Genomic DNA, 23,720 nt, shown 5'->3' with positions numbered 1-23,720 from the left:
CCCGGTCGATGCGGGATCGACCGCGCCGGCGTGACGGGGCCTTTGCTGCGGCCCTTGACCGGCTGCCCCTCCCCCGTAAGAGGACAGAAGTGCGGCGCTGTCGTCCTTGCTGCCGTCCTTACTGCCGTCCTTTGGGCCCCCGGCCGGGAGGCCGGGGGCCGTTCCCGTTCCCGTGCCCGTTCCTGAGCCTGTTCCCGTGCCCGTCGCCGCGTCCGACTCCGTGCCTTGCGGGTCAGGCGACCGGGTTCTCCAGCAGAGTGATCCGATTGCCGTCGGGGTCGTCCACGGCGGCGAACCGGGCCCGCTCACCTCCGGCCTGTACGGGGCCCGCCGCCAAGCCGCGCTCCACGAGCCCGGCCAGGGCCTCGTCCAGACCGGGCACCTCCAGGTTGAGCAGCGTCGAACCGGCATGCCCGGGGTCTTCGAAGACCTGGAGCCAACCGCCCGAAGTGAGGTGCCAGTCAGCCAACGACGGCATGGGCCGGGTATCCGCCGGACGCCCCAGCAGCCGTTCGTACCAGGTCACCGCGGCATCGATGTCCCGTACCGGCGCGACCATCAGCACACGCGCGATGTCCATGGAGTCCACCAGCCTCCCATGCATGATCTCGGCGCTTCTCCCTGTACTGACTTCCAGAACTCCCGGAACTCATCGCTCACGCTCTACCGAGCCGAGCCGCGCCGCGCCGCGCCGCCTTCACGACTACAGCAGAAACCTGACCTGCGCGAGCCTGTGCCTCATGCCGACGTAGAGCCCCCATGGCGGCGCGGCCCTCCGTGCCCTCAATTCCCGTCGGCCAAGGGTGCCTTGGCGAACTCCGCCATCCCCTCCTCGAAGCCGGTCCGCGCTCGCCAGCCCAGCTCGTGCGCGATGCGCTCGGAGGAGGCGGTGATATGCCGTACGTCCCCCAGCCGGTACTCGCCGGTGACCGTCGGCTCGGGCCCGCCATACGCGTGTGCCAGCGCCTGCGCCATCTCCCCCACCGTGCACGACCGTCCGCTTCCGGTGTTGTACGCACGCAGCCCGCCCGCCGACGTTCCCGCACCGGCCTCCAGCGCCTCCAGCGCCACGCGGTTGGCCTCGGCCACATCCGCGACGTGCACGAAGTCGCGCCGCTGGGCGCCGTCCTCGAAGACCCGCGGCGCCTCGCCCCGTTCGAGGGCCGAGCGGAAGAAGGAGGCCACGCCCGCGTACGGGGTATCGCGCGGCATCCGCGGCCCGTACACGTTGTGATAGCGCAGGCTGAGGGCTGCCCCGCCCGTCGCCCGGGCCCAGGAGGAGGCCAGGTGCTCCTGGGCGAGCTTGGTGGTGGCGTACACGTTGCGCGGGTCCGCCGGCGCCTCCTCCCCCACCGGTTCCGGGCTCAGCGCGGCGCCGCACTCAGGGCACGGCGGCTCGAAGCGCCCCGCGTCCAATGCGCCCACCGCGCGCGGCAGGGGACGGACCACTCCGTGCCGGGCGCACCGGTAGCGCCCCTCGCCGTAGACCACCATCGAACCGGCCAGCACCAGGCGCCCCACCCCGGCTTCGGCCATGGCCTCCACCAGCACGGCCGTTCCCAGGTCGTTGCTGCTCACATAGGCGGACGCGTCCTCAACTCCCTTGCCCAGGCCCACCATGGCAGCCTGATGGCACACCGCATCCGCCCCGCGCAGCGCGCGGCGCACCGCCTCAGGGTCGCGTACATCTCCCCTCACGCCGCGCCCCGCGGCCACCCGATCGAGGATCACCGGCTCATGGCCGCCGTCCTCCAGCGCCTGCACGATGTGGGACCCGATGAAACCGGCAGCGCCGGTGACCAGAACTCGCATGCGCGCACGCTAGCCGCGCCGCGGCCCGCACCGACCTTGCGCACGCGACACGTCAGCGAACGGTAAGAACCGCCCCAAGAGGTGGGTGGTCGCGCCGACGCTCACTCGGCTCATCCGAGCTCGCAGGAACGTGGGGGCTCCGAACGCCTCTCGCCGCACATCGAGGCGCATCATGGCTGGGCGTCGATCACCCTGATGATCTACCACCCGACCCGTCCCCTTTGCCGGAAGGGCCCGATCAGCCCGGCTCGGTAGCATGCGCCGCATGGCCATCAAGCTTGAGAACGTCGGCATCGCCGTGCGCGACCTCGAAGCAGCGATCTCCTTCTTCACCGACCTCGGCCTCACGCTCGTCGGCCGCGACACCGTCAGCGGCGGGTGGACCGACACAGCCGTGGGCCTCGACGGCAATCACGCCGACATCGCGATGCTCCAGACACCGGACGGCCACGGCCGCTTGGAGCTCTTCGCGTACATCCACCCCGAAGCGATCGAGTCGGAGCCCACCCGCCCCAACGAGATCGGCATGCACCGCGTCGCCTTTTCGGTCGACGACATCGACGAGGCCCTGGAGACAGCGGCGAAGCATGGATGCCGTCCACTGCGCGGCGTGGCCACTTACGAGGACGTCTACAAACTCACGTACGTACGCGGTCCCAGCGGCATCCTCGTGATGCTCGCCGAGGAGCTGAAGAAGAACTGACGGCCGGTCGGTCCGCCACTGCCGAGAAAGAACCAGCTCAGGCGACAGTTCCTGACGGACAGGAGACCGCCGGTCGTGGCCAGCGGCCTGTCGGGCGAGGCAACGTCGGCATCGGGGCCCTACGCGAGCGAACATCATCGACACTCTCCACATCGACAACGCGGCTCAGGCACACCCCGACGCCCTCAACCGGCTCCGGTCCGGGGCGCCTTGCGCGGTACTCTCGGCGGTTCGACACCGTCCTCGTCAGAACTTCGCAGGTGACAAGTTCGGAACACCATCACCGCCGGAGATCGTCGACACCCAGGCGATCGGCCTGGGCACCACGGTGGCCGTCAGCAGCTTGTAGAAGTCCCGGCCAGTCATGGACTGGGGATCAAAGTCAACACGCATGATCCGCAGTATCCACCGTTCGGCACCCCCGCACGCTAACCGGGGATCCGCGGCACGACCAACCGCGACGTACAACAGGTGGTGCCCGGCGTCGGGAAGCGACGGCACCTACGGTGCACCCACCGGCGAGAGGTTCCGAATCCCTACCGTCCGCACCCTCGTTGGCTCCGGGCCCCCGCCTCGTGAGGAGATTGCCTGACATGTATGGCTCGGGGTCGGCCTGTGCCCTCGATACAGAACACGACTGCGACCTGATCACGGTAGCCCTACGAACCATCCATCTGATCGACGCGCACGAGCGCGCTCGTCAACGAGTACCCCGAAACGATAATGATTTCCGGGTGGATAGATATCAGCCGCGGATAAAGAAAACAAGAGATATGTGCCTGTGACTCGGGGGGGGGGCTGATTGGCAGGGCTGGGCTGCCCAAAAGGCGTCTTACACCGGGGGGCAGGAGCGACATGTACTGGTGAACAGAGGCGAGAGCGGGGACTGTTCAGCCACGCCGCGCAGCAACGACGAAGCTCGCTGTTAAGGGGCTGGCTCCGCGGTCCAGGAAAACGATGACTTACTAACGCTGCCTTTGTGCGGTAGCGATGCGCGCTTTACTGCGGGCCGCATGTCTGCGATGGATAAAGAAGCGCGAGATGACCCAGACCGGAGACCGCACCCGTCGGCTTTGCAGGTCCTCTGTCAGTGCGCTGCGGAATTCGCTGCATGCCGCGACGAGGGAATCATAGATATCTTCGGAGAAGGGCTCATTGTCTTCTTCGACTCCATCGAGGTAGGCGAACAGGAGCTCCTGGACACCTCCGTACCGGGCGCGTGCGTTTTCCGATAGATACATGCCCCCTACTGCGGGGGCGGTGAAGTACCACTGGCGCATCCCCCTGTGCCACTCGGCTGCCGCGCGATGAGTCAGTTGCTTGCGGGGCCAGCGCGGTACCGCAGAAGTCAGTTCCCACACCAGGGGATACGACGACATCCGTCCGGAGCGGACGTCTTCGCCGGCCTTGGAACGGCTGACGAGCGCCCCGTTGATGATTGCGGCTGTCACTGCCGAAACAACGCCGATCAGCGCCACGACGACTGTCGGGTTCATGGTGGTCCTTGAGATTCTCGCGGGACGGCCCGGCTCGCATGTTTCTGCCTGTCAGGCGCGGGTGAGGGGCTTGATGAGTGAACGGAGGTCTTCCACGCTGCCGTCGGCCTCCACCCGGGCGAGCGGCGCCAAGTGGTAGTCGATGCCGTACGGGGGCCGCTGCTCGGGTTCCTTGCCGGCGTGGGGCCATTCGACATCGCCCGTGGCGACGCGGGCGGGGATCAGCCAGTAGTCGCCGGAGCGGTAGTCGCCGCCCGGACCGAATCGGATCTGGACGCCGTCCTCCAGGTCGAGCCAGGTCTCCTCGACGATCTGTTGTGCCGGTCCCTGCTGATCCCAGCGGCGTAGATACGCACCTTCGCCGTCGGTGACCGCGATCGGCGGAGCCACCTCGATGGTGCACTCCTCCCGCAACACCTCCTTCACCTCGCTCAGTTCGTGCGGCTCGGCCCGCCAGGGAGCGCCCTCGTCGACGGGTTCGACCCGGTCGCCGGGCGTGAGCGTGCGGGCGTCATCGCGGCCGAGCGTGCCCAGGACGACACGGGTGCCGCCGCTTCCCTGCACCAGGGGGAAGATGACGCTGCCGTTGTCCCGTGACCACTTGTATGCCGCCTTCTTCGTCCCGCCGTCCCGGTGGATCTCCACGCGGTAGAGCTGGTTCTCCACCCCGCGGTAGCGGGCGTCCGGGTCCACCGGGCACGGTTCCCGGTCGCCGGGCGGGGTGAGCGCGCGGGCGGCCAGGCGAGCTGTGGGCCGCCATGTCTGCTGCCACTCCGGCCATTTCGCGAGGATGGTTTTCCCGTCGGGCACCGGATCCTGGGTGCCGGGGACGGTCTGTGTGGCCAGCACCTGCCACACCACACGCAGGCGTGCGGCGGTGTCGGGGCCGTGGGCGCCGAGGGCCACCTCGCGCAGCCAGGGGTCCTCGAGGTGGGTGACGAGGCGCTCATGAACACGCAGGTAGACCAGGTACGGCCGGTTCGGGAGCTCCTGGACGTGCGGCGACTGGCCGGTGTAAGCGGCTTGGGCGAGATCGTTCTCGCACGGGATACCGGCCACGTAATAGCGACCGGTGCCGATGGCCAGATCCTTGTCCCCGACGGTGGTGATCTTGAAGGCGTCGTCGGTGCCGCCGTAGGGGCCGATCAGATCGGCGGCGAGCCTGCGCAGGAAGTGGTTGACGAGCGCGCTCTGTTCGTTGGCGTCGGCGTCCAGCTGGACGCGGCCCTGCTGGACGAGGACAGCGGAGTAGTGGCGGGCCGGGGCAAAGGTCAGGCGGGAGAAATCTCCGTGCATGGCGCAGCTCCTCAGGTGACGAAGAAGATCCCGGTCTCCATGCCGGCCGGGGTGAACTGGTCGATGCGGGCGCGCAGTCCGTCCGTGCGCTGCGGCTCGAACAGGTCGTGGTAGACGCCCATCTGGGAGGCGTCGGAGGCTCCTCGAGTGATCTCGGGCGGGCATTCGGCAGCGAGTTGGGCGTAGCCGGGGTGTCCGTAGCGGACGCTGGTGAAGCGCGGCCTGAGCGAGGCGAGCGGGCAGTGGTATCGCGCCGGGGTGTGCGAGCCCGGCGGCACGTAGCAGAACCGCACACAGCCGGTGGCCCTTCTGGCCGCCTCGAGGGGGCCGGTGAACAGCGTGTCCTCGGCGAGGTCGAGTGCGTGTGCGCGCACAGCTCCGAAGACCGTGGCGCGCCGCATCGACACGCATGCGTGCGCGGTTCTGTTCTCCGGTGCGTCCAGGGCGGGGCAGTCGTCGGCACGGGCGTCCAGGACACTGTCCGCAACGGTGATCGCGAGCGGCTCTGTGCGGGTTTCGTCGAGGTTGACGCGTACCGGCCCGAGAATGCAGTGGTGGACCTCGACCGTCGCCTGGGTGTCGCGGAGATCCAGGCTGGGCCGCCCGGCGCCGTGCCGCTGCGGTTCGCAGCCCGCCGTCCAGCCGGGCACCAGGGTGCAGTGCCGCAGCACGATCCGCCCGAGCGCACCGGTGGCCTGGATCCCGCGCCCGGTGACGAGCAGTCCTTCAAGGGTCAGCGAGGGGGCGCGCTCGTCCTCGGGGTCGTAGCCGCCGCGTGGCGGCCCTGGTCCAGTCACCCGTAGCCCGTCGGGCCTGTTGCTGGACCAGTTGAGCAGCCTGATCACGGGGCGGGTGCCTGCTGCGGCCCGCATCTCGAGGTGTTCGCCGGGGTACATGCGGATCTCGATGGGTTCCTCGTACACCCCGTTGTCGGTGAACTCGATGACCGCATCGCGCTGTCCGGGCCCGGCCGCCTTCCATGCCTCTACGGCCGCCATCACGGTGCGGTAGCCGTGCGGCCCCACCCGGAAGACGGCGCGCTCCCCGAGTCCGGCCTGCTGGCGAGGGTACTCACCTCCGCCCAGCGGGCCGGGCATCCCGTAGGCGTAGCTGACCCATACGCCCGTCTCGGAGGCGCTGCGGGGCGAGAAGGCGATCCTGCCGAGTTCCGGGTCGACGGCCACCTGGTCCTCCACGGGCCGGTATGCCCAGTGGCTCAGGTCGGCGGGCACGATCTGTTCGAGCGGTACGGCGCGTCGGTCCGTGCCGAGCAGGACGACGAGGCTGCGTCCGGGCCCGTAGTAGTCGGGGGTGCGTTCGGCGAAGGTGCGGCGGTCGATGGGCCCCGGCAGGTTCAACTCCTCAGCGATGTGAGTGGGATGGGGTTCGGGGATCGGCCGGGTGTGCAGGGGGACGTCATCTCCGAGGATGCTGAACGTGTAGAGGTTTCCGGCCCGGTCGATGCAGAACGCGGGTGCCTGGGTGAGGGTGAAGCCGGACCGCCGCCACACGAACAGGCCCAGGTGGGGAATGTTGTAACGACCGCGGCTGCGGAGGGAGTTGACGCCCCGTACATCCACGGTGTGGGCGGAGTGGTCGAAGGGGCCATCGATCACGCCACGTCCGCCGGCCCGCCGCACATCCAGCAGACGGCCCCGGGCCGTCGGGGTCGCGCGCAGGCCGAGGTGCGGGGTGCGGCCGAGGAGCGCGGCGAACTCGACGATGCGGGAGGGCCATCCGGCCACGTCGGAGGCGAGTTCCTCGAGCAGGGCCAGGCTTCCCTTGCGGCGCCGGTTGGCGATGGCGTCCGCGACGTCACGGCGCGGGGACAGGATCCGGGCCGGGGCCAAGGAGCCGGGCGCGGACAGGGGCTGCTGTCCGACGAGATCGCCGAGATAGGGCAGCACCCAGTCGGCGCAGGTCTCCACGAACCAGTTGGCGTAGAGGCCGTCGATATCGTCCTCCAGCACGCGCACCTGCTGCTCGATCACGCTCAGCAGGGCCTTCAGCGGTTCGCCTTCCTCCGCATCCCGTCGGCGGTACACGGAGGGCAGCAGGTCGTAGAGCCGGTCACGGCGATGTTCCACGGCGCTCAGACCTCCCTCAGGATCAGCGTGTCGGGCACCTCGCGGGAGAGCACGGCGAGCTGTGCGGGGTGCAGGCCCGTGGCATCGCGACGAGCCAGGGCGACGGGCAGGCGCGGCGGCGGGGCGCCCGCCAGCCCCTGCGCAACCGTGGACAGTTGCTCCGGTGTCAGGTCTCCGGGAATCAGTCCGAAGGTGGCGACGTCGAAGCGCAGCACGCCGGGAACGGCCTGCGCAGTGGCGATGACCCGGCTCAGCACCACGTCCTCGCCGAGGTCGCGGGCGTCCGGCCCGAACCGGTCGAGGAGGGTCTGGCGCACCCGGGCCTCGACCAGGTCCCAGCGGTGTTCGGCGTCCACGCTCACTCCCGCGGCCACGACGATCAGGGACAGCTCCCGGTCGGCGACGGTCACCGGCAGCGCCGGATCGCCGAGTTGGGCCAGGGCGCGTCGCAGGGCGGCCATCAGCTCGGAGGCCGGACCGACCGGGCCGCCGTCGGTGCCGGCCACGGTGACGTGTACGAGTGCGCCGTCGGGTCTCGCGAGCCGGCGTGCCGAGGCCTTGCCGATACCGGACCTGGCCCGGCTGAAGTCGGCGTAGTCGGAGACGGAGACGAGGCGGTCCAGTGCGATCACGGCCGGCGGGATGCCGGTGCGGATCTGCTCCGGCCGGTCGGGGTCCGCTCCTCCGGAGGCGCGTACGGGGTTGGTGACGGAGCTGACGCCGAGCGGCCGGGTGAGGGGCTGGGTGATCTGCCAGGGCCGCACGTTGCCCGCGCGGCCGAGTCCCGCCCGGTAGTCGGCGGTGACGTTCTCCGCTCCGGTCGGCAGCCGGGCGCCGTGTTCGCCGTCGCCGAACGCGAGGGTCGTGGTGCCCTCGGCGTCCTGCCGGGTGGTGTAGGCGCGGTCGCGGGGGCCGAGCAGTTGGGGTGCATCGCCCTCGTGCCATCGCAGCCCGTCGGCCCGTACGGCGAGTGTGCTCTGCGCACCGGAGGGGGTGGGTGCGGGCAGATACGTCAAGGGAGTGCGGTGCAGGGTGAACGTCTGGCCCGCGATGGCCGCGTCCCCGCTGCCCAGAACCTCGGAGACGGTCTCGCCCTGGGTCGCGGCGACGACGTTGCCCCAGATCCGGACGGTGTGCCGGCGGTAGGTGTAGGACAGGCAGGAGGCGAGGGCGAGGGTGGTGTGCGGGGTGTCGCCGGGCCGTGTGGGCTCGGCGCCCTGGGTCACCTCGCTGACCATGACCAGTTCCGCGCCCTCCACCCCGCCGGGCACGTCGGTGCGTTCGCCTGTCACCACCAGCCGGCGCCCCGGGCGCAGGCCCTCGTACAGGCCGTCCAGCGGAATGGCGCATCCGGTCAGGTCGGACTGCCAGGGCTCGGCGGCGAGTTCGAGGCGTTCGCCCTGGGCGTGGACGGTGACGCGGCGGATGTCGGAGAGCAGGACGTCCTCTCTCCGCAACCAGGGGTGAGCGAGTACGAGCCGTGTCACGAGGGCGGACATGCCGTACCGGGCGATGGCCGCCGTGCCGGCATCGACGACCCGGGTCACCAGCGGCGGACGCCCTCCGCCGTAGTCGATCAGAAGGGGTGTGCCGGGCAGAATCCGTTCGTGGACCGCGTCCAGGTGCACGACCGACGGCTCGGGCGAGGGCAGCAGCAGGCCGTAGCCGATGTCGAGGGTCTTGGGGCGTGCGGTGGCGCCGACGGATATGCGCCGTGCGCCGCCGGAGGCGCGCAGCGTCTGGCCGTCGGCGGGCCGCCACACCGCCTCCGGCTCGTCGTCGAAGGTGACCGGCAGGCGCCCGGAACCGTAGACGGCCGACGGTTGCGCCGCAGCGGCCAGGGCGGGGTGCGGCTCCGGCTCACCGACGGTGATCTTCCTGGTGAGCCCGGTGTCCGCCCGCACTTCGAGGGTCAGTTCGCCGGCGCCCGCGACGCTGGTGCCGCCCTCGACGGTCACGCTGCCCAGACCGGGCAGCGGGAGTTCGGTGCGGGTCGTCGCAGGCAGCTTCACCGAGACCGTACGGGCGTCGTGCCCGTCGTCGAGGCCGATCTCGACCGAGGCGGCGGCGCTGGAGGCGAAGGAGACGACGGCGCGCAGCGCCTGGATGCCCTCCAGGGGCCATTCCTCCGTGGCGACGGTCGCCCCGTTCTGGTTGAGCACGGGCTTCATGGGCGCGGTCGCGCCGAAGGGCGCCGCGCGCACGCGCAGCACGGCGGCCCGGTCGGGCGCGAGGCCCGTGGAGAGGCGCGCACCGGCCCAGGCCCGGTAGAGGGCCGCGGTGTCCAGGCCGGGTGTCACGGCGGCCAAAAGCTGCGGGCCCAAGTCGGAGCCGGGACCGTACAGTTCCTCGAGCGTGCGACGCGGGCGGGCCGGAGTGCGGGTCGGCGGCTTGCGCAGCGCCGTGATCAACTGGCCCAGGCCGGGGCCGGTGCCAGGGAGAGATACTGGTGGCGGAGGGGGCGGCGGGCCGAGGGGCATCACCTCTACGCTCGTGCGCTGGGCGTCGGCGTCGGCGCGCACCGCGGTCGCCAGATACGGCTTAGGCGGCTGCTTCTCCTCCACGGCCAACAACAGCCGGTCTCCCGCCTGGAGTGCGGAGTCGATGCCTTGTACGTACACGCGGGTGGTGTCGGGACGGAGCACCTGAGGCAGGCTCAGCCGAGGGCGCAGGGTGTTCCACGCGGTGCGGCACAGCACGTCGCCGGAGGTCTCGTAGGTCTGGGGCAGCTCGCCAGGCAGGGGCACGCTCTGGGCCCGGCTGCCGCGCGGCACGGTCGCGGTGACCTCGCTGCCGCCCGCTTCCTCCAGCAGGTAGGCGAGGTAGGTAGACGCGGCCAAGCCGGGCCGGGGACGGTAGCCCAGCAGGCGGCCCAGCTCGATCAAGGAGCGGTGCTCCGCCGCTGTGCGCAGGTAGCCCTCGTTGGCGATCCGTTCGGTGTAGAAGCTCAGCACGTCCGCCACGAGGGACCAGGCGTCCAGGAGGGCGATGGCCGGGTCGTCGGTGGACCGGGTGTGCAGAGCGGCGAGCCGGGGATCATGGGAGAGCGCTGCGCGCATGGTGTCCAGGAAGGTCCCGTGTGTGCCCACCCGGTAGGCCAGGGTAGGCAGACCCGGCGGGTTCTCCGTGGAGAGCGGGGTGTGCGGGGGCGGTTTCGTTGCACAGCGTTTCATCGTCCGCCTCCTGTTCGCAGTTCCAGAACGCCGTTCTCGGGAGCGGCGGGGTCATCGTCGAGGCGCGGAATCTCAAGCCCTCGCAGCATCACGTGTTTCTGGGGGGCCGAGGCCGTATCGCTCTCCCCCAGCCGTTTCAGCCACAGGAGTTCGACGCTCTCCACACCGGGGACGGACTGGGCGAGCGCCACGAGGGGAGACGCTTCGATCCGGGTGCCGAAGGTGAGGTTGTCCGGGTGGAAGTGGCGGGCGAACGCGGATCGCACGGCGCCCGCCACGTCATCCCGCACATAGTGCGGTAGCACACATACCTGGAGTGCCACGGACAGCGGCACATAGAGGGCTTGCTGGACGTGCAGCTCGTGCCCCGCGCGCCGGTAGCGGAAGAGCAACTCACGTACCTGTTCCTGCAGTTCCGGTACGGCTTCCTCGGTGCCCAGAGGGTCGACGGCCACCTGCACCTCGTACCAACTGCCGTTCCAGCGCAGCCGGGCGTCGGCCCGCTGGACACCCGGCATGTCTGCGGCGAGCGTGGCGTAGTCCGCCGCGGTCACGGCGCGCTTCAGCTCGTGCCGGTAGCTCCCGGGCGCGAACTGTCGGACGCGGGCGGAGGTTTCCGGGTCGGTCCCGCCGGCGGCCGGCAGCGGGTTCCCGACGCTGCGCACCTCCGGCAGATCCGATGTGCGGGAGGTGAGGCGCGTGATGGTCCCGGCCCCCAGGTTTCCCGCGGTGCCGTTGCCGGTGCGCCGGAGACCGTCGAGCGCGGTACCCGGCGGCAGGGCGCGGCCCAGCCTGCCGTCGCCGAAGCGGGGGTGTACTACGCCGTCGTCGTCGGTCTCGGCGACGAAGTGGCGGTCCTCGGGGCCGCTGTCGAGCAGGTCGTGCTGGGCGGTCCAGGCGCCTTCCGCGCTGTCGATGCGCAGTGCGGGCAGTGCCTCACGAGGATCCTGGAGCAGCGCCTCGCATGCCGGTCCGGCGTGCATGGGGTCCTCGGCGGCAAGGCCGTCGGTGTAGTCCTCTCCCCACGCCTCCCGGATCTCCGTCAGCTCGCGGTCGCCGAGCACGAGCCCTGCCCTGGCACGGCGGGCGAGCCCACGCAGCCAGCGGATCTTCGTGGAGAGCAGACGCGGCCAGGCGTCGAGGAGGCCCTTCAGCGCCCTCTCCTGCTCGGCTGCGGTGGGCTGCCTGTGGGAGCCGGGGCGGGCTTGGGGGAAGTGGCGGCGCTGGAGCGTGCTGGCGCCGAACAGAGCCCGGAGTTCGGCGAGTTCACCCTGGCTGAGTGGCCGACCGTCGTCGGTTCGGGTGTGCAGGTCGCGTACGCGGTGTCGGGCCCGCTCGGGTATGGCGCGCAGGAGACGGGCTTGGCTGCGGCTCACCGTGGCCGGGCGGGGGAAGGCGACACTGCGGGTGAGGGGGCCGTCCCACGGCGGCGGGCCCGCCGTGCCGGTCACGCCGTGGTCGACGAGCACGGCGTTGCCACGGGCCGCCGCGCACGTGAGGGTGCCACCGTGCTTGTCCGGGACGGCGATGACGAGGGGGCGGGCCAGCGCGTCCTCGGGCTCCCAGGTGACCTCGACGACGGCTTGGCCGTACAGCTCGTCCTGAGCGCGGTGCACGGTGGTCAGGCGGACGGCCTGCCGGTGCGCCGGATCGGCGTCCTCCGATACGCCGGTCGCCGGGTCGCGGGTCTCCTCCAGGATCAGCACGTCGCCGGGGCGCAGCCCGAGGTGGTCGTCGGTCAAGGTGGCAGACGTCGCACCGGTCGGCAGGCAGCAGGTGTCGCCTCCCCAGGTCCAGAAGCGAAGGGTGTTGTGCGCGGGCAGCAAGCGCACAGGGCGGCGCGACACCGGCTCGAACACGACGGCGCCGTCGGCGGTGGAGAAGTGGACGTCCCCCGGCGCCAGCGTGAGGGCCCGGTCCACCGCGACGCAGACCCAGGCACGGGCGTTGCAGCCCTCGTGCATTCGGTAGTCGACCAGGCGCACGTGCCGTCGTATCGACACACGGCGCCGGGCCGTGCCCAGGTATGCCTCGGTCGCCACTGCATCTTGCCGGTAGCTGAGCTGGTCACCGGCGTAAGCGAGCAGTTCGACGAGCGTGACGCCCAGGTCGGGTGCGTGCCGCTCGGTCCACTCCGGCATGAGCAGGGAGAGCCGGTCGAACAACAGTCGGCGGAAGCTGGCGTAGTCCTTGGCGAGGTAGTCGATGTCCGGCTGGGTCGGTGGGGCCGCCTCGGCTCCCTCCCGAACACAGTCGGTCCCCGCCGGACACAGGGCGGCGTAGGTGAACGGTGCGCTGCCGAGACGGGAGTCGGTGCCCGGGACGTCCTGGAGGTGGAGCGTGTACGTGGACAGGTCGCCGATGCGGTCCGTGGTGACCAGGACGCGGTCCTGGGTCTCCGGGGCCTGTTCGGCAGGCAGGCCCAGATGCATCACTCTGAGCCCCGTGACCCGGCGGCCGCCCTCGATACGGAAGTTGGCTTCATTGAGACCGTCGGGAGCCTTGCCGAGGAACGTAACGACCAGGGTGCGCGGGTCGTCAGGGTCGACATCCACACCGTCGAGGCCGTACCAGCCCTCGCGGCGGACACGGGCGCGCCGTGCATTGTGCGTCATGGCGCACCAGGCCCTTCGAAGACGCCACTGCGCAGGGTGCCTGTGCGCTTGATGGAGTATTGCAGGGCGACGCGCAACCTACCGCCGTCGCTCTCGACCTCCAGTGCCGGTACGTCGATCAGGTCGCCGAGCCACTGCTGGAGGGTGGCCTGGACGCCGTACCGCAGCGTGGCGGCGAGTTCCGGTCCTGCCGGTTCGAAGACGAGGTCGAGCAGTCCGCTGCCGAAGCCGGGGCGGTTGACGCGTTCGCCGGGGCTGGTGAAGAGGAGCTGCTCGATCATGTCGTGGATGTGGTCGTTCTCGTCCGTGAGCGCCGTGCGCCCCCGGGCGTCGAAGCTCAGGGGAAAGTCCACATTCATGAGGCGCTCACTTTCGTCTGCGTGGAGCCGACCCGGAGTGGAGTGCCGGTGGGCAGGCACGTCGCGCGGCCGTCGGAGAGCAGCACAGGCAGCCCGCCCGCGCGCACCCAGGTGGCGGACGTCGTCCACTGGGCGGTGGCGCAGGGCCCGTTGCCCGCGGTGGGCGGTGGTTGCCCGCAGCCGGTGACCGTCCAGGGCTCGCGGAGCACGGCCACCGCCTGGCCGCTCACCCTGACCTTGGCGTCAGTGCCCGTGGGCGTGGCCCGCCCGCCGTGCGTGCAGGTCACCGTGGCGCCGGTGTGGAGGACCTGTGCGGGCATGGCTCATCCGTTCACGGTCAGAGAGTTTCCGTTGATGCGCACGAGCTGCCCGCTCAGTTCCACGGTTGCGCCCTTCCCGGTGGAGAGCGTGATGCTGGTGGAAGTGACCACGATCCGGGGGCCCTGAGCGCCGGCGGAGGTCTCCAGCGTGAACGCCTCTCCGGGGACGCTGGAGATGACCAGCTGGTTCTGGCTCTGCCCCTGGAGGACGATCGGTGGGTTGCCCGGCGGGGCCTGAGCTGCAGCCTGCGGGAGGTCGGAGGTTGAGGCCCGCCAGGTACCGGTCCACACGGGGTAGTTGGGGTCGCCCTGCTCGAACTCGACCCACACCCCCGTGTTGACCGGGGGGATGCAGGAGATGCCCATGCCGGGCCCGGCCAGCAAAGCGGCCGGGACCGCCCACACGCAGGTCTCGTCACCGAGAACGTCGGGGACGACGACCTTCAATCGCCCCAGCCCCTTGGGGTCGTTGTTGTCGCCGACGGTGCCGCGGTAGCAGCCGGCGTATCGCTTGGCCTGGTTCATGGGCGCACCACCGGTGTCTGGGAGACGAGTCCGTCGCGGGCGAGGGTGAAGCTCTGCTTGTACGTCCCGCGGCTGATGTCGTGGGTGACGCTGCGGACGTAGAAGAGCCCGTCGTAGGTGAGGCCGGCGCCGCGCACCCCGACCAGGGCACGGGCCTTGAGGATGTGTCCGTACCGCAGCACATCGAGGCTGCCCTGTCCGGTGACAGCGTCATTTGCCTCCGCCGTCATGGACAGCCCCATCAAGGCTGCGCCGATGGGGGTGAGTTTCGCGGTATCGGGCACCGGCACCTGGCGCAGGGCCACGGCCCGGCGGGCCGCGAGCGGCGGGCGCAGGAGGCCGACGTCGGGGATGGGGACGGGGATCTGCTGCCGGGTGAACGGTTCCGTAATCGTCACCGTCATCTGGGCGCGCGACCTGCCGTCGTAGGAGAAGCTGAGGGACTCCACGTTGCTGGCCGTGTCCATGTTGACGCTGAGGGCGGGCTGTGGAACACCGACGCGTATCTCGGGTCCCCAGTAGGCGATGCTCACGCCGGGGGCGGGACCCGGCTCCAGGTAGAAGACGTAACCGGCGTCGTCCGCGAGCGCCTTGATGTAGGCGAGGTCGGTTTCGGTCTGCACCTGGATCCGGTCGGCGGGGCTGGGGACCTCCCGCAGGACGGGCGGCACGGCGGCCGGGATGATCCCGTACTCGGCGTAGTGCCGGCAGATGGCCTTGACCTGGTCGTCGCTGGACATGGCGGGGTAGCAGGCGGTCCGCTCGGCCAGGTCCATGACGGCGGTGAGGTCCTCCCCGGTGACAGTGAGCGTCGAGGCTCCGGGAGTGCCGCTGGGAGCGACGTCCTGACGCATCACGATGCCGTCCATGAGCACCTGCGGCCGGCCGTTGAGGATCACCATGACGATCACTCGGGTCTCCGGGTCGAGGAGCCCGGTGGGCAGCAGGACCCGGTCGATGACCGAGGGTTTGCTCACGGCGAAGGTCAGCTGGAAGCCGCTGGCCTGCCCGGCCGTGGTGGTCACCTGAACCGATCGCAGCGCGTCGGTGATCGGCGCCGGCACGGGCACCGCGATCTTCCGTCCCATCAGCAGCGTGAGGAGCAGCGGGCCTTCAGCCATCGAAGGTCACCTCCGGCACCCCGTCCGGCAGCGTGATGCGCAGCCGCCTGCCCACCACGCGGGTCAACTCCCCCGGGTCGAGCGCGCGGTTGGCGTCAGCGATGCGCCAGAACTGCTCCGGGTCGCCGAGATACCGAGCGCTGATGTTGTCGAGCCGGTCGCCCTCGGCCACGACGTGCTCGCCCAGCGAGGCGAGGGGCTCCGGCTGGGGACAGAACCTGCGCAGCAGATACCTCACCGAGCGGCCGTCCGGGACGGGCTCCCATATGGCCGTCCCGACCTGCGCGTACCTGCTCGTCGGCTCCAACATGCCCTCACCCGCCCGGAATCGCGGTGATGCCGAGCGCACCCGGCGTGCCGGCGGTGTTCATCCGCGCGAAGCGCTCCTTCTGCTGCTGGTGGAGCAGGAAGAGAACGCCGCCGCGGTGGGTGAAGCCCAGGTCGTCGACGCTGAGGACGCGCATGCCCAGGGTCACCTTCGCCCGGATCGGATGCAGGGAGGTGTCGAACGCCTCCTCCGTAACACTGAATTCGGTGACCCTGACCGGCAGGATCCTGCTGCTGCTCCACACGAACAGCGACAGCGGAGCCTCCACCGGCGCGATCTCGATCATCCCCAGCCGGGCCAGCTGATCACCGAACAGCAGCTGCCCGCTCGGCGGGTACAGCAGCCCCTCCAGCGCGGCGAGAGCTGGTAAGAGCCCGAACTCCGCGACCACCGGATGCTGTCGCGGAAACTCCAGTTGGTCGGTGGCGTCCAGCTCCGCCTCGATCCGCAGGGTCTCCTGCGGCGGCCCCTTCAGCCGCAACGCCTCCAGCCGGTCCCCCGCCTCGTCACCGACGCCCTGGGCCTGGAGGGTACGGGTGAGAGTGTCGGGGTTGTACTGGAGCACGATGATGCGCAGCACCCGGGAGGTGTCGGGGTCGAGGAGGACGATGCCCGCGCGTGTGGGGCGGATGGAGGCGGGAGAGGTGGTCATGGCGTTCCCCCCGTCGGCTTCGAGCCGGCATCCCCTGCAAGCGGCGTGAGGAGTTCGACCGACAGACGGCCGAGGCCTACCCGCAAGACGACCTCGAACAACCCACGCCACCAGCTGTCCAGGAACTCGATGTCCTCCTGCATAGCCGCTTGCAGAACCTCCAGCCCCTCGACGCTCGATCGCAAATGAGAGCGGATGCGCAGGAAGTCTTGCGAAGCAGCGAATATTTCTGCCGCCGGTGCGGTAGACATGTGGGCGGTGCTTATCGCGGCCAGGGCGATGGGATCCTCGAGAATACTCAACGCTGCACGTTCCTTCGCCTCAACCTCCTTCAACGCCTCACGCATGCTGGCCAGTCGCGTGGAGACCTCCGACTGCACCGCCGCAATCTGGTTGCGCACCCCCGTGAGGTCGGTCATGGCACGGACGACAAGGTCCGGGTTGGGCCCCAGTTTGAGCAACTGGTACTGGAGCGCCACGACCTTCTCCGAGAATTTGGCGTAGCCGAGCCGCAGTTCATCTATATCCAGTTCCATTTGACGGAACTGGGCGATCTCGCGCCGCAGGATGAATCCTTCGCCCGCAAGGCCGCCACGGGCCATGCTCAAGAATGATGCGAAGTCGAGAAACGCACCGATAACTTGCATCACTCTCAGCGTCGTGCTCAGGATCCAGGCGACCTTCAGCATGCGCAGCGTGGTGCGAAGGTTTCTCCCGGTTTCGGCCGCTATGGCTCGTGCTTCGGAGGAAGTCACCTGCGATACAGTGCGCGCCACTTGCCCGACGCCCCCGAGCGGCGCGGAAGAAGGGAGCGGCTTCGCGGCTGGTCCCGACCTCGGCTTCACCGGCGTTACGGTGCTCGTCGGCCCGGGAGGTGAGCCAGTCCCACCAGGGGCAGGGGCCGGTGGCTGACTGCCCCCTGCTGCGGGAGGCGTGCCCGCGGTGCCAAGCGTGGGCACAGGGTCGGCCGCCCCGATGAACCGTACTCCGCGCCCTTCGAGGGCCTTGGTCACGCCCGTCGAGCGGCCGCCGTGACTCGTGACGACCAGGTGCACCTCTGCGGGCAGCTTTGCCTTGCTGAGCACCGCGGCGTGAGCCTTCATCAGACTGGACCGCACCTGGCCGATGCGTGGCACGGCATCGTACTCGGCGCCATTGGCGACCTTGATGAGATCGTCCAGATTCTTGAGGAGGTTGTCGGTCAAGGCACTGGCGCTGCCCACGTTTCCGGTGCGAGCCCATGACTTGTTGTCGATGATGTGGATCTCGAACGCGCCCTCCGTGCGAAAGGCCACTCCATCGAATCCGGGATCATTCCACCGGTGTCCCCCAGAGCCACCCGGCCCGGCCAAAAAGCCCCAGCCCCGCTCGCGACGGTAGGCGAATCCCATGGATAGTTCACCGGCGGTTCCGCGAGCCTCACGGGCGCCGACGCCCGGTGTCTGGCGCATGAGCGTCGGTTGCGCGATCCGGACGACGGGCACCGTTGCCACGACGCCACCCGCCGCGGCCGCCGTCGCTTCCCGCTCCGCCGCATCGTGGGGGCGGCTGACGGCAAGGCCGGACGTCGGGAGGCCGACGCCCTGATGCTGGCTGGTGTGCACCAGTTCATGTGCAAGAAGGCGGCGACCATGCGCACTCTGAGGGGCGTATGCGCCCCGAGCAAACACGATGTCATTGCCCACCGTGTACGCCTCGGCATACACAGCACGGGCCGACTCGGCAGCGGCGGAGTCAGTGTGCACGCGAACAGCGCTGAAGTCCCGCCCGAACCGGGACTCGAAGAAGCCGCGCGTGGGCCCCGGCAGGGGCTGTCCGGCAGAGCTCAGGACGTCGAGAACCGAGCAGGGACCGACGGCTGGATCAACAGCGGGAGTCACCGCACTTTGGTGGAGAGTCACGGGGTGGTGAGACTCGCTCCCGGCGTTGTCACGGGAGGAGTCGACTCGTCCGCACAGGGCACGGCCGCTCGGTGTGCTGGGGCTCGGAGCGGACCTCACCGGGTCACCCCCTGATGGACCGCGGCCGCGATCTGGCCGCCGAGTGCCGTCGGAGAAGCGGCGGGGGCGGGCATGCGGGTCCGGATGCGGGCCGTGTCCGTCACTGTTGCGGGCTGTGCGGCGAGCAAGCCGGTCAGCGCGGCCACCACGGCATCGTGGAGCGCCGGGAGTTGGCTGCGATCGAGGGGCGGGCCGTCCAGGACGATCTCGTCGATATGCAACCTGATCCTCATGCCCTCACCTCGAAGTCACGCTCACGGGCCGGTATTTCGAGTTTGCGGAATTCGGTGCGCGCGGCGGCCAGTACGTGCGGCATGGTCACGGCGCTCTCGTCTGCGGCGGCGGCGAAGGCCGCGTTGAGGGCGATGTTGCGGATCGTGCCACCGGTGACCGCGAAGTCGGCGAGGCGGTCGAGGTCGAGGCCGTCGGTGGGGGTCTGTTGCGGGAAGACACCTGCCCAGATGGCCCGGCGCTGCGGTGCCGCGGGGAACGGGAAGGTGACCACGAAGCGCAGTCTGCGCAGGAATGCGGGGTCCAGCGCACTGCGCATGTTGGTGGCGAGGACGGCCACACCCCGGTAGCCCTCCATGCGCTGGAGCAGGTAGTTGACCTCGATGTTGGCGTACCGGTCGTGGCTGTCCCTGACCTCGCTGCGCTTGCCGAACAGCGCGTCCGCCTCGTCGAAGAACAGCAGCGCGCCGCCCTCCTCGGCGGCGTCGAAGAGGCGGCGCAGGTTCTTCTCGGTCTCGCCGATGTACTTGCTGACCACCGCGGACAGGTCGATCCGGTAGAGGTTGAGGTGCAGTTCGCGGGCGAGTATCTCCGCCGACATGCTCTTCCCCGTTCCGCTGGGTCCGGTGAACAGCGCGCTCACGCCCAGGCCGCGGCTCGTCGATGCGCCCAGGCCCCAGTCCTCGTACACCTTGCTGCGCAGACCCGTCTGGGCGGCGATGGCGTGCAGCAAGGCGAGTTCGTCGTCGGGCAGGACCAGTTGAGGCCATTCGGCCTTCGCGTCGATGCGCTGGGCCAGTGCGTCGAGCCGGGGGCGGGTGTGCGCGAGGCAGGCCGCCCAGAGGGCGTCGGGGGCCGTGCCGGGGACGGTGTGTGCGATGCGGGCGATGGCGGCGAGGTTCAGGTCGAACTGCCCCGCGAGGATGCCGGCGGTCTCCGGTGTGAGCGCACCGGCCCAGGCGTCGCGCTGTTCGGAGCGTGTGGGCCGCGCGATGTCGATGACCGCACAGGGGTGGTCCAAGTCGGTGCGGTATTCCCGGGTTCCGAGGAACAGTCGGCCCCCGGCGCGGCGCAGGAAGCGGGTGACGCTCTCGGCCGCCTCGCACTCGTCAGCATCGATGTACAGGGCGGCATCGAGCAGCAGCGCCTCGCGCGACCACAGCCGGGCCAGCGCCTCCAGCTCGGCGGCATCGGCGGGGAGAGCGTCGGCGGGTACGCGGTACAGGACGTCCGCGGCGGCGGCCGCGAACAGGTGCTTTCCCGTGCTGTCGGGGCCGAGCAGTTGGACCACGACGGCGGGGTCCCAGGTCTCGTGCAAGGCCAGCGCCTCCGGCAGCTGACCGGCGGGCAGCAGCGAGGGTGCGGCGGCGAGAGGGGTCAGCAACGACTCGAAGCGGCTGTCGAGTTCGTTGAGCCCCTTGAGATAGTTCACGATTCGCTCGTCGGCCCGCAGCGGGCTGGTGACCAGCGGCCGGCCCGGCGCCTGTGCGATCTCGATCAGCCGCCAGCGGCGCAGTCCCCGATGCGGAGACACCACGTCCCACGCCGGCTCGGGGAGCGTGGCCAGGGCGAGTGCGAAGGTCGGGTACGCCAGGCCCGGATCGCCTTGCGCGGTGGCGCAGCGCGCCGCCGTTCCGGGGTCGAGTTCCATGGCCGCGCACAGCAGCAGCACATGCCGCTCGAAGCGGCTCAGTCCGAGCAGGTCGCCGAGGCGGACCAGGGACGGTGCCGGGGTGCTGCGCTCGGCTTCGCGCATGGCCTGCTCGGCGGCGGCCAGTTCGGTCTCCTCCCCAGACGGGGAGCCGCGCGGGAGTTCCGAGCGCGCGGGGGCCTGGCGGCGCCACCAACCGTTGGCGCGCGTGGTCTCGGGCTCCTTCGCGAGCGCGACCGGGGGCGCCGCGAGCCGCAGGCGCAGCCAGTGCAGGGCCGCTGCCAGGTACTCGTCGTCGGCGCTCATGCGATCGTCACCTTCTGAGTGCCGTCGAAGGCGGGCGGGGAGACGCTGTGGTCGATCAGCGGACTGTCGACGCCGTCTATGCGCACCCGCACCAGGTACTCCCCCGGTTCCGCGCGCTCGACCGTGAACGCGGTCCCAGGACCGGGGGCGCCCGGACCCGCACCCTGGGGTTCCGCGGCGATCTGCCGCTCGCCGAGCAGCAGGGATACCTGTTGCCCTGTCACGGGGGCGGGCAGGCAGGTCAGTTCGACGCGTACGGAGCCTGTGGCGGTCCGGATCACTTGAGCGGGCAGCCCGTTGACGACCCGTGGCGCCAGCGGCACCGGCAGCTCGTTGCTCGCTCGGTCCCCGTCGAAGAGCACCTCGGCTGTGCACAGTCCGGCGGGCAGGGTCTGCGGCACGGTGACCCGTACGGAATCGGCGGAGACGGTGGTGGGCACCACCGTCTCCGGTGCGGCCAGGCGGTGCCGGAAGCGCACCGTGCGCGCGTCCGCGAGATGGTGGCCGGCCAGCGTCACCTGGTCGCCGGTCAGTACGGCAGGGCGCCCTGACGGTGTGCGGTAGGAATCCACCGCCGGGAAGGGCGCCACCACACCAGTCTGCGCGGTGACACCGCCGTCGTTCTCACCCCTGGCGAGTACCGGCAGAGGGGTCCGGTGAGGGCGAGTGCTGTCGATCAGGATCACCGAAACCTCGTACGCGGCAGAGATCCGGTATTGGGTCTGGAAAGCCATCCACAGCCGGTACATCTCCTCGACGCCGAGCGGCTGCGGCGTGACGCGCACACGTTCCACCTGAAGGTCGAGGTCCGTCTCCCCGACCAGCGCGGTGAACTCGACAGGCCCCAGAATTGGATGGTCGTGCAGCACGCTCATGGCCCGGCCCAGCAGCCGGTGGGCCTCGATGTCGTCGTTGTTCTCCCCGTACGCGCTGATGACGTAGTGCAGGGCGAGGGGCAGCGACGGTAAGCCGCTCTCGCCCGGCAGCAGGCCGGACGGGTTCATGGTGCGCAGGGCCGGGTCGACGCTCACGTGGTACAGGAAGACGTTGAGCTGGTTGTTGTCGAAACGCCGGGCCTTGTCAGGCGGCCGGGCTGTGACCTCGCCGGTGATGGCGAAGTGCCGCAGACCGGCGGTGAGCAGGTGCTGGAGAGCGGCCGTCACGGTCGCCACCGCGTGGGCGTTGCTCATCGGCCCCCCTCGCGTGCCCGCAGGTACTCGGCGAGGCTGGGGCCCGCGCGCCGTGCCGGGGTGCGGCGCGGCGCAGAGGCGGGCGCCGGCGGCGGAGCGGCACGCACCTCGATCCGTCCTATGGTCACCTGGACCGTAGGAGATTCATCCGCTGTGGATGCCAAGGGAGTTGGCTTCGAAGTCGGCCTCGGAGCCCCCGGCACCGGGAGGAGGGTCGGCGTCTCCGGCGGGGGCGTCAGCGATTCCGCGGAAATTGCGGCCGCGCGCTCCTCAAGGCAAACGGACGCGCCGCCTCCCGCGCTGCCTGTGGCCGCCGCGGCGGGGACCTGCGGTTCCGGGTGCGCCCGCTGACCGGTCGAACGCTCGGCGGCGGCTGGCAAGTCGCCCTGTCCCCCCGCGGGCATGGCTTCCGTGAGCATAGCGTCCGTGGGCGGATCCGGCGCGATGGAAGGCGCTGCGGTCCCACTGGGGCCACTGCCGTTGCGGGTCACTCCAGTGTCACCACCCGGGCTGCGGGCCCCGCGCGGTGGGTCCGTCTCCTGCTGCCGGGTCCCAACCCCGTTAGTCTCACGGGGAGTTGAGCACCGGTCCTGTCGAAGAGGCGACGGCGCACGGTCGGCGGAGTCGGGCGGCGACTCTTCGGGCACCACCTGCTCCACCGCACCGGGTCGGACAGGTCGCGATGGTGACGGCACTGGTGGCAGATGTGGAGTCGTGATCGCTGCGGCGCGGCTTCGGGGGCCCGTGCCGTCTGTTCCGGCCGACAGCTCATCCGGCTCGGGAGGGCTTGCGCCTGCGGCCGGGTCCGGGGTCGGGTGCGGCGGCGGACTCTCAAGCAGGGCACCAGAATTGGGCACCGGTGGCGCCCCGAGTGTCTGGGGCCCCCGATGCTCCTGAGGCATCGCCCCGTCCTCGGGCCAGTCGGCCGCTTCGTCGTACGCCGAGGTGTCGTACGCCGCCTCCGGGGCGTACCAGGTGGCCGTGGCAGGCCGCAGCAGTCCTGGCGCGCCCGGTCCACCGTCCGCATCGGCGCCGGGGCCGAGGCTACGTACGGCGAGGCCGGTCAAATAGCCGCTCACGAAGTCACCGCCTCCAGGTAGAAGCGCCTGCGGGCGGGGCTCATCGCAAGGACGTCCTGCTCACTCCACGCATATGAGGACGCCAGCAGATGTACGTCCCACAGCGTGCGGCGGGCCCAGGCATGCACCTCGCTCCACAGATGCGCCGCGATGTCGAACATCTGCTCAGTAACGGCCCCGCAGTCGGGGCACACGAACGAGAGCCGGACATCGGCCTGCGGGTCGAGCTCGGCCATGCGCGCTTCGAGGCGCTCGACGACAGCCGCGGGCAGCGCCCCGGGAGGTACGGCCCGCTGCCCGCGATGGGCCGCCAGTACGCAGCGCCGCAGGAGGTGGGTGCGGGTGGCGGCGGGGTCGCTGGGACACAGCGCGGCCATCAGATCCCGGGAGTCGGGAAGCCGGAACCGCAGGAGGTATCCGTCGGCCTCCAGCTCCTCGCCCTCCGGGAGGGGTTCCTCAGGGGCGACCACCCCGTCCCCAGCTGCTTCTCCTTCCGAGACCCGGACATCGGCCAGTGAAAAGGCCAGCTCGAGATTCGCTCCGCACGCACCGCACCGGGCCACCGCGACCACACGGTGGCCGAACAGCCGCATCCGCAGGTCCAACAGGGCTGCGTCCCGGCGGCCCGGACTCAGCAGCGCCAAGTCATCGGCCCGCTCGCCAGGACGCGACAGGCACAGCAGCGCGAGCGCGCGGGCAGGTTGCGGGCGGTCTGCCGCGTACTCCCAGGAGCGCAGAATCTCGGCGGGCGCGGGCGGGGTGGTCATGGGTCACGC

At 70.4% G+C, this 23,720-nt stretch carries 20 protein-coding genes; 1 reads left to right on the top strand and 19 read right to left on the bottom strand.

Features of this window, described 5'->3' with window-relative positions; all coding sequences use genetic code 11:
• Positions 1 to 232: 232 nt before the first annotated feature.
• Together ABEE00_RS06210 and ABEE00_RS06205 are read right to left on the bottom strand one after the other, a co-directional pair.
• Complete coding sequence (locus ABEE00_RS06210; protein WP_451918514.1) at positions 233 to 580, bottom strand: VOC family protein; 348 nt, start codon at positions 578 to 580, stop codon at positions 233 to 235.
• A gap of 203 nt (positions 581 to 783) precedes the next feature.
• A complete protein-coding gene (locus ABEE00_RS06205; protein ID WP_345744233.1) occupies positions 784 to 1,812 on the bottom strand; it encodes an NAD-dependent epimerase/dehydratase family protein in 1,029 nt (342 codons plus the stop codon).
• Between the two features lie 265 nt (positions 1,813 to 2,077).
• Here ABEE00_RS06205 and ABEE00_RS06200 point away from each other — a divergent pair, with 265 nt between their 5' ends.
• Positions 2,078 to 2,515, top strand: coding sequence for a VOC family protein (locus tag ABEE00_RS06200; protein WP_345744232.1), 438 nt, complete (start codon positions 2,078 to 2,080; stop codon positions 2,513 to 2,515).
• A gap of 246 nt (positions 2,516 to 2,761) precedes the next feature.
• Here the strand turns inward: ABEE00_RS06200 and ABEE00_RS06195 are convergent, their stop codons facing one another.
• From ABEE00_RS06195 to ABEE00_RS06115, 17 genes are all read right to left on the bottom strand, one after another.
• A complete protein-coding gene (locus tag ABEE00_RS06195; RefSeq protein ID WP_451918503.1) occupies positions 2,762 to 2,908 on the bottom strand; it encodes a hypothetical protein in 147 nt (48 codons plus the stop codon).
• A gap of 572 nt (positions 2,909 to 3,480) precedes the next feature.
• On the bottom strand, positions 3,481 to 4,011 hold the full coding sequence (locus tag ABEE00_RS06190; protein ID WP_345744231.1) for a hypothetical protein: 531 nt from the start codon (positions 4,009 to 4,011) through the stop codon (positions 3,481 to 3,483).
• Positions 4,012 to 4,062: 51 nt separating this feature from the next.
• Complete coding sequence (locus tag ABEE00_RS06185) at positions 4,063 to 5,307, bottom strand: DUF6519 domain-containing protein (RefSeq protein WP_345744230.1); 1,245 nt, start codon at positions 5,305 to 5,307, stop codon at positions 4,063 to 4,065.
• An 11-nt stretch (positions 5,308 to 5,318) separates the two neighbouring features.
• On the bottom strand, positions 5,319 to 7,394 hold the full coding sequence (locus ABEE00_RS06180) for a hypothetical protein (protein WP_345744229.1): 2,076 nt from the start codon (positions 7,392 to 7,394) through the stop codon (positions 5,319 to 5,321).
• A gap of 5 nt (positions 7,395 to 7,399) precedes the next feature.
• Complete coding sequence (locus ABEE00_RS06175) at positions 7,400 to 10,483, bottom strand: putative baseplate assembly protein (protein WP_345744228.1); 3,084 nt, start codon at positions 10,481 to 10,483, stop codon at positions 7,400 to 7,402.
• A gap of 80 nt (positions 10,484 to 10,563) precedes the next feature.
• On the bottom strand, positions 10,564 to 13,182 hold the full coding sequence (locus ABEE00_RS06170; protein WP_345744227.1) for a putative baseplate assembly protein: 2,619 nt from the start codon (positions 13,180 to 13,182) through the stop codon (positions 10,564 to 10,566).
• Positions 13,179 to 13,541 (bottom strand): GPW/gp25 family protein, encoded by a 363-nt coding sequence (locus ABEE00_RS06165; protein WP_345744226.1) that lies wholly within the window; start codon positions 13,539 to 13,541, stop codon positions 13,179 to 13,181. Before ABEE00_RS06165 ends, ABEE00_RS06170 begins: the two co-directional genes overlap by 4 nt.
• On the bottom strand, positions 13,538 to 13,861 hold the full coding sequence (locus ABEE00_RS06160; protein WP_345744225.1) for a hypothetical protein: 324 nt from the start codon (positions 13,859 to 13,861) through the stop codon (positions 13,538 to 13,540). The genes ABEE00_RS06165 and ABEE00_RS06160 overlap by 4 nt, the downstream gene beginning before the upstream one ends.
• 3 nt (positions 13,862 to 13,864) lie before the next feature.
• The gene (locus tag ABEE00_RS06155; protein WP_345744224.1) at positions 13,865 to 14,386 is read right to left on the bottom strand and encodes a phage baseplate assembly protein V; all 522 of its coding nucleotides are present in this window, start codon (positions 14,384 to 14,386) and stop codon (positions 13,865 to 13,867) included.
• Entirely contained in the window at positions 14,383 to 15,507 is a 1,125-nt protein-coding gene (locus tag ABEE00_RS06150) for a hypothetical protein (protein WP_345744223.1), read from the bottom strand. The genes ABEE00_RS06155 and ABEE00_RS06150 overlap by 4 nt, the downstream gene beginning before the upstream one ends.
• Positions 15,500 to 15,817 (bottom strand): LysM peptidoglycan-binding domain-containing protein, encoded by a 318-nt coding sequence (locus ABEE00_RS06145; RefSeq protein ID WP_345744222.1) that lies wholly within the window; start codon positions 15,815 to 15,817, stop codon positions 15,500 to 15,502. Before ABEE00_RS06145 ends, ABEE00_RS06150 begins: the two co-directional genes overlap by 8 nt.
• Positions 15,818 to 15,821: 4 nt before the next feature.
• The gene (locus ABEE00_RS06140; RefSeq protein ID WP_345744221.1) at positions 15,822 to 16,487 is read right to left on the bottom strand and encodes a hypothetical protein; all 666 of its coding nucleotides are present in this window, start codon (positions 16,485 to 16,487) and stop codon (positions 15,822 to 15,824) included.
• A complete protein-coding gene (locus ABEE00_RS06135; RefSeq protein WP_345744220.1) occupies positions 16,484 to 18,367 on the bottom strand; it encodes an eCIS core domain-containing protein in 1,884 nt (627 codons plus the stop codon). The genes ABEE00_RS06140 and ABEE00_RS06135 overlap by 4 nt, the downstream gene beginning before the upstream one ends.
• Before the next feature lie 116 nt (positions 18,368 to 18,483).
• Entirely contained in the window at positions 18,484 to 18,720 is a 237-nt protein-coding gene (locus ABEE00_RS06130; RefSeq protein ID WP_345744219.1) for a hypothetical protein, read from the bottom strand.
• Positions 18,717 to 20,675: an ATP-binding protein gene (locus ABEE00_RS06125; protein WP_345744218.1), complete on the bottom strand. Its 1,959-nt coding sequence runs from the start codon at positions 20,673 to 20,675 to the stop codon at positions 18,717 to 18,719. The genes ABEE00_RS06130 and ABEE00_RS06125 overlap by 4 nt, the downstream gene beginning before the upstream one ends.
• Positions 20,672 to 21,865 carry a Pvc16 family protein gene (locus tag ABEE00_RS06120; protein WP_345744217.1) on the bottom strand — a complete coding sequence of 398 codons (1,194 nt, stop codon included), beginning with the start codon at positions 21,863 to 21,865 and terminating at the stop codon, positions 20,672 to 20,674. Before ABEE00_RS06120 ends, ABEE00_RS06125 begins: the two co-directional genes overlap by 4 nt.
• Positions 21,866 to 22,940: 1,075 nt before the next feature.
• The gene (locus ABEE00_RS06115) at positions 22,941 to 23,711 is read right to left on the bottom strand and encodes a T4 family baseplate hub assembly chaperone (protein WP_345744216.1); all 771 of its coding nucleotides are present in this window, start codon (positions 23,709 to 23,711) and stop codon (positions 22,941 to 22,943) included.
• Positions 23,712 to 23,720 lie beyond the last annotated feature (9 nt).

Origin of the sequence: Streptomyces odontomachicola (genome assembly GCF_039605595.1) — a bacterium.
GTDB lineage: Bacteria > Actinomycetota > Actinomycetes > Streptomycetales > Streptomycetaceae > Streptomyces.
The sequence above is the reverse complement of the archived record's forward strand: the minus strand, read 5'-3'. Positions and strand labels throughout refer to the sequence as shown.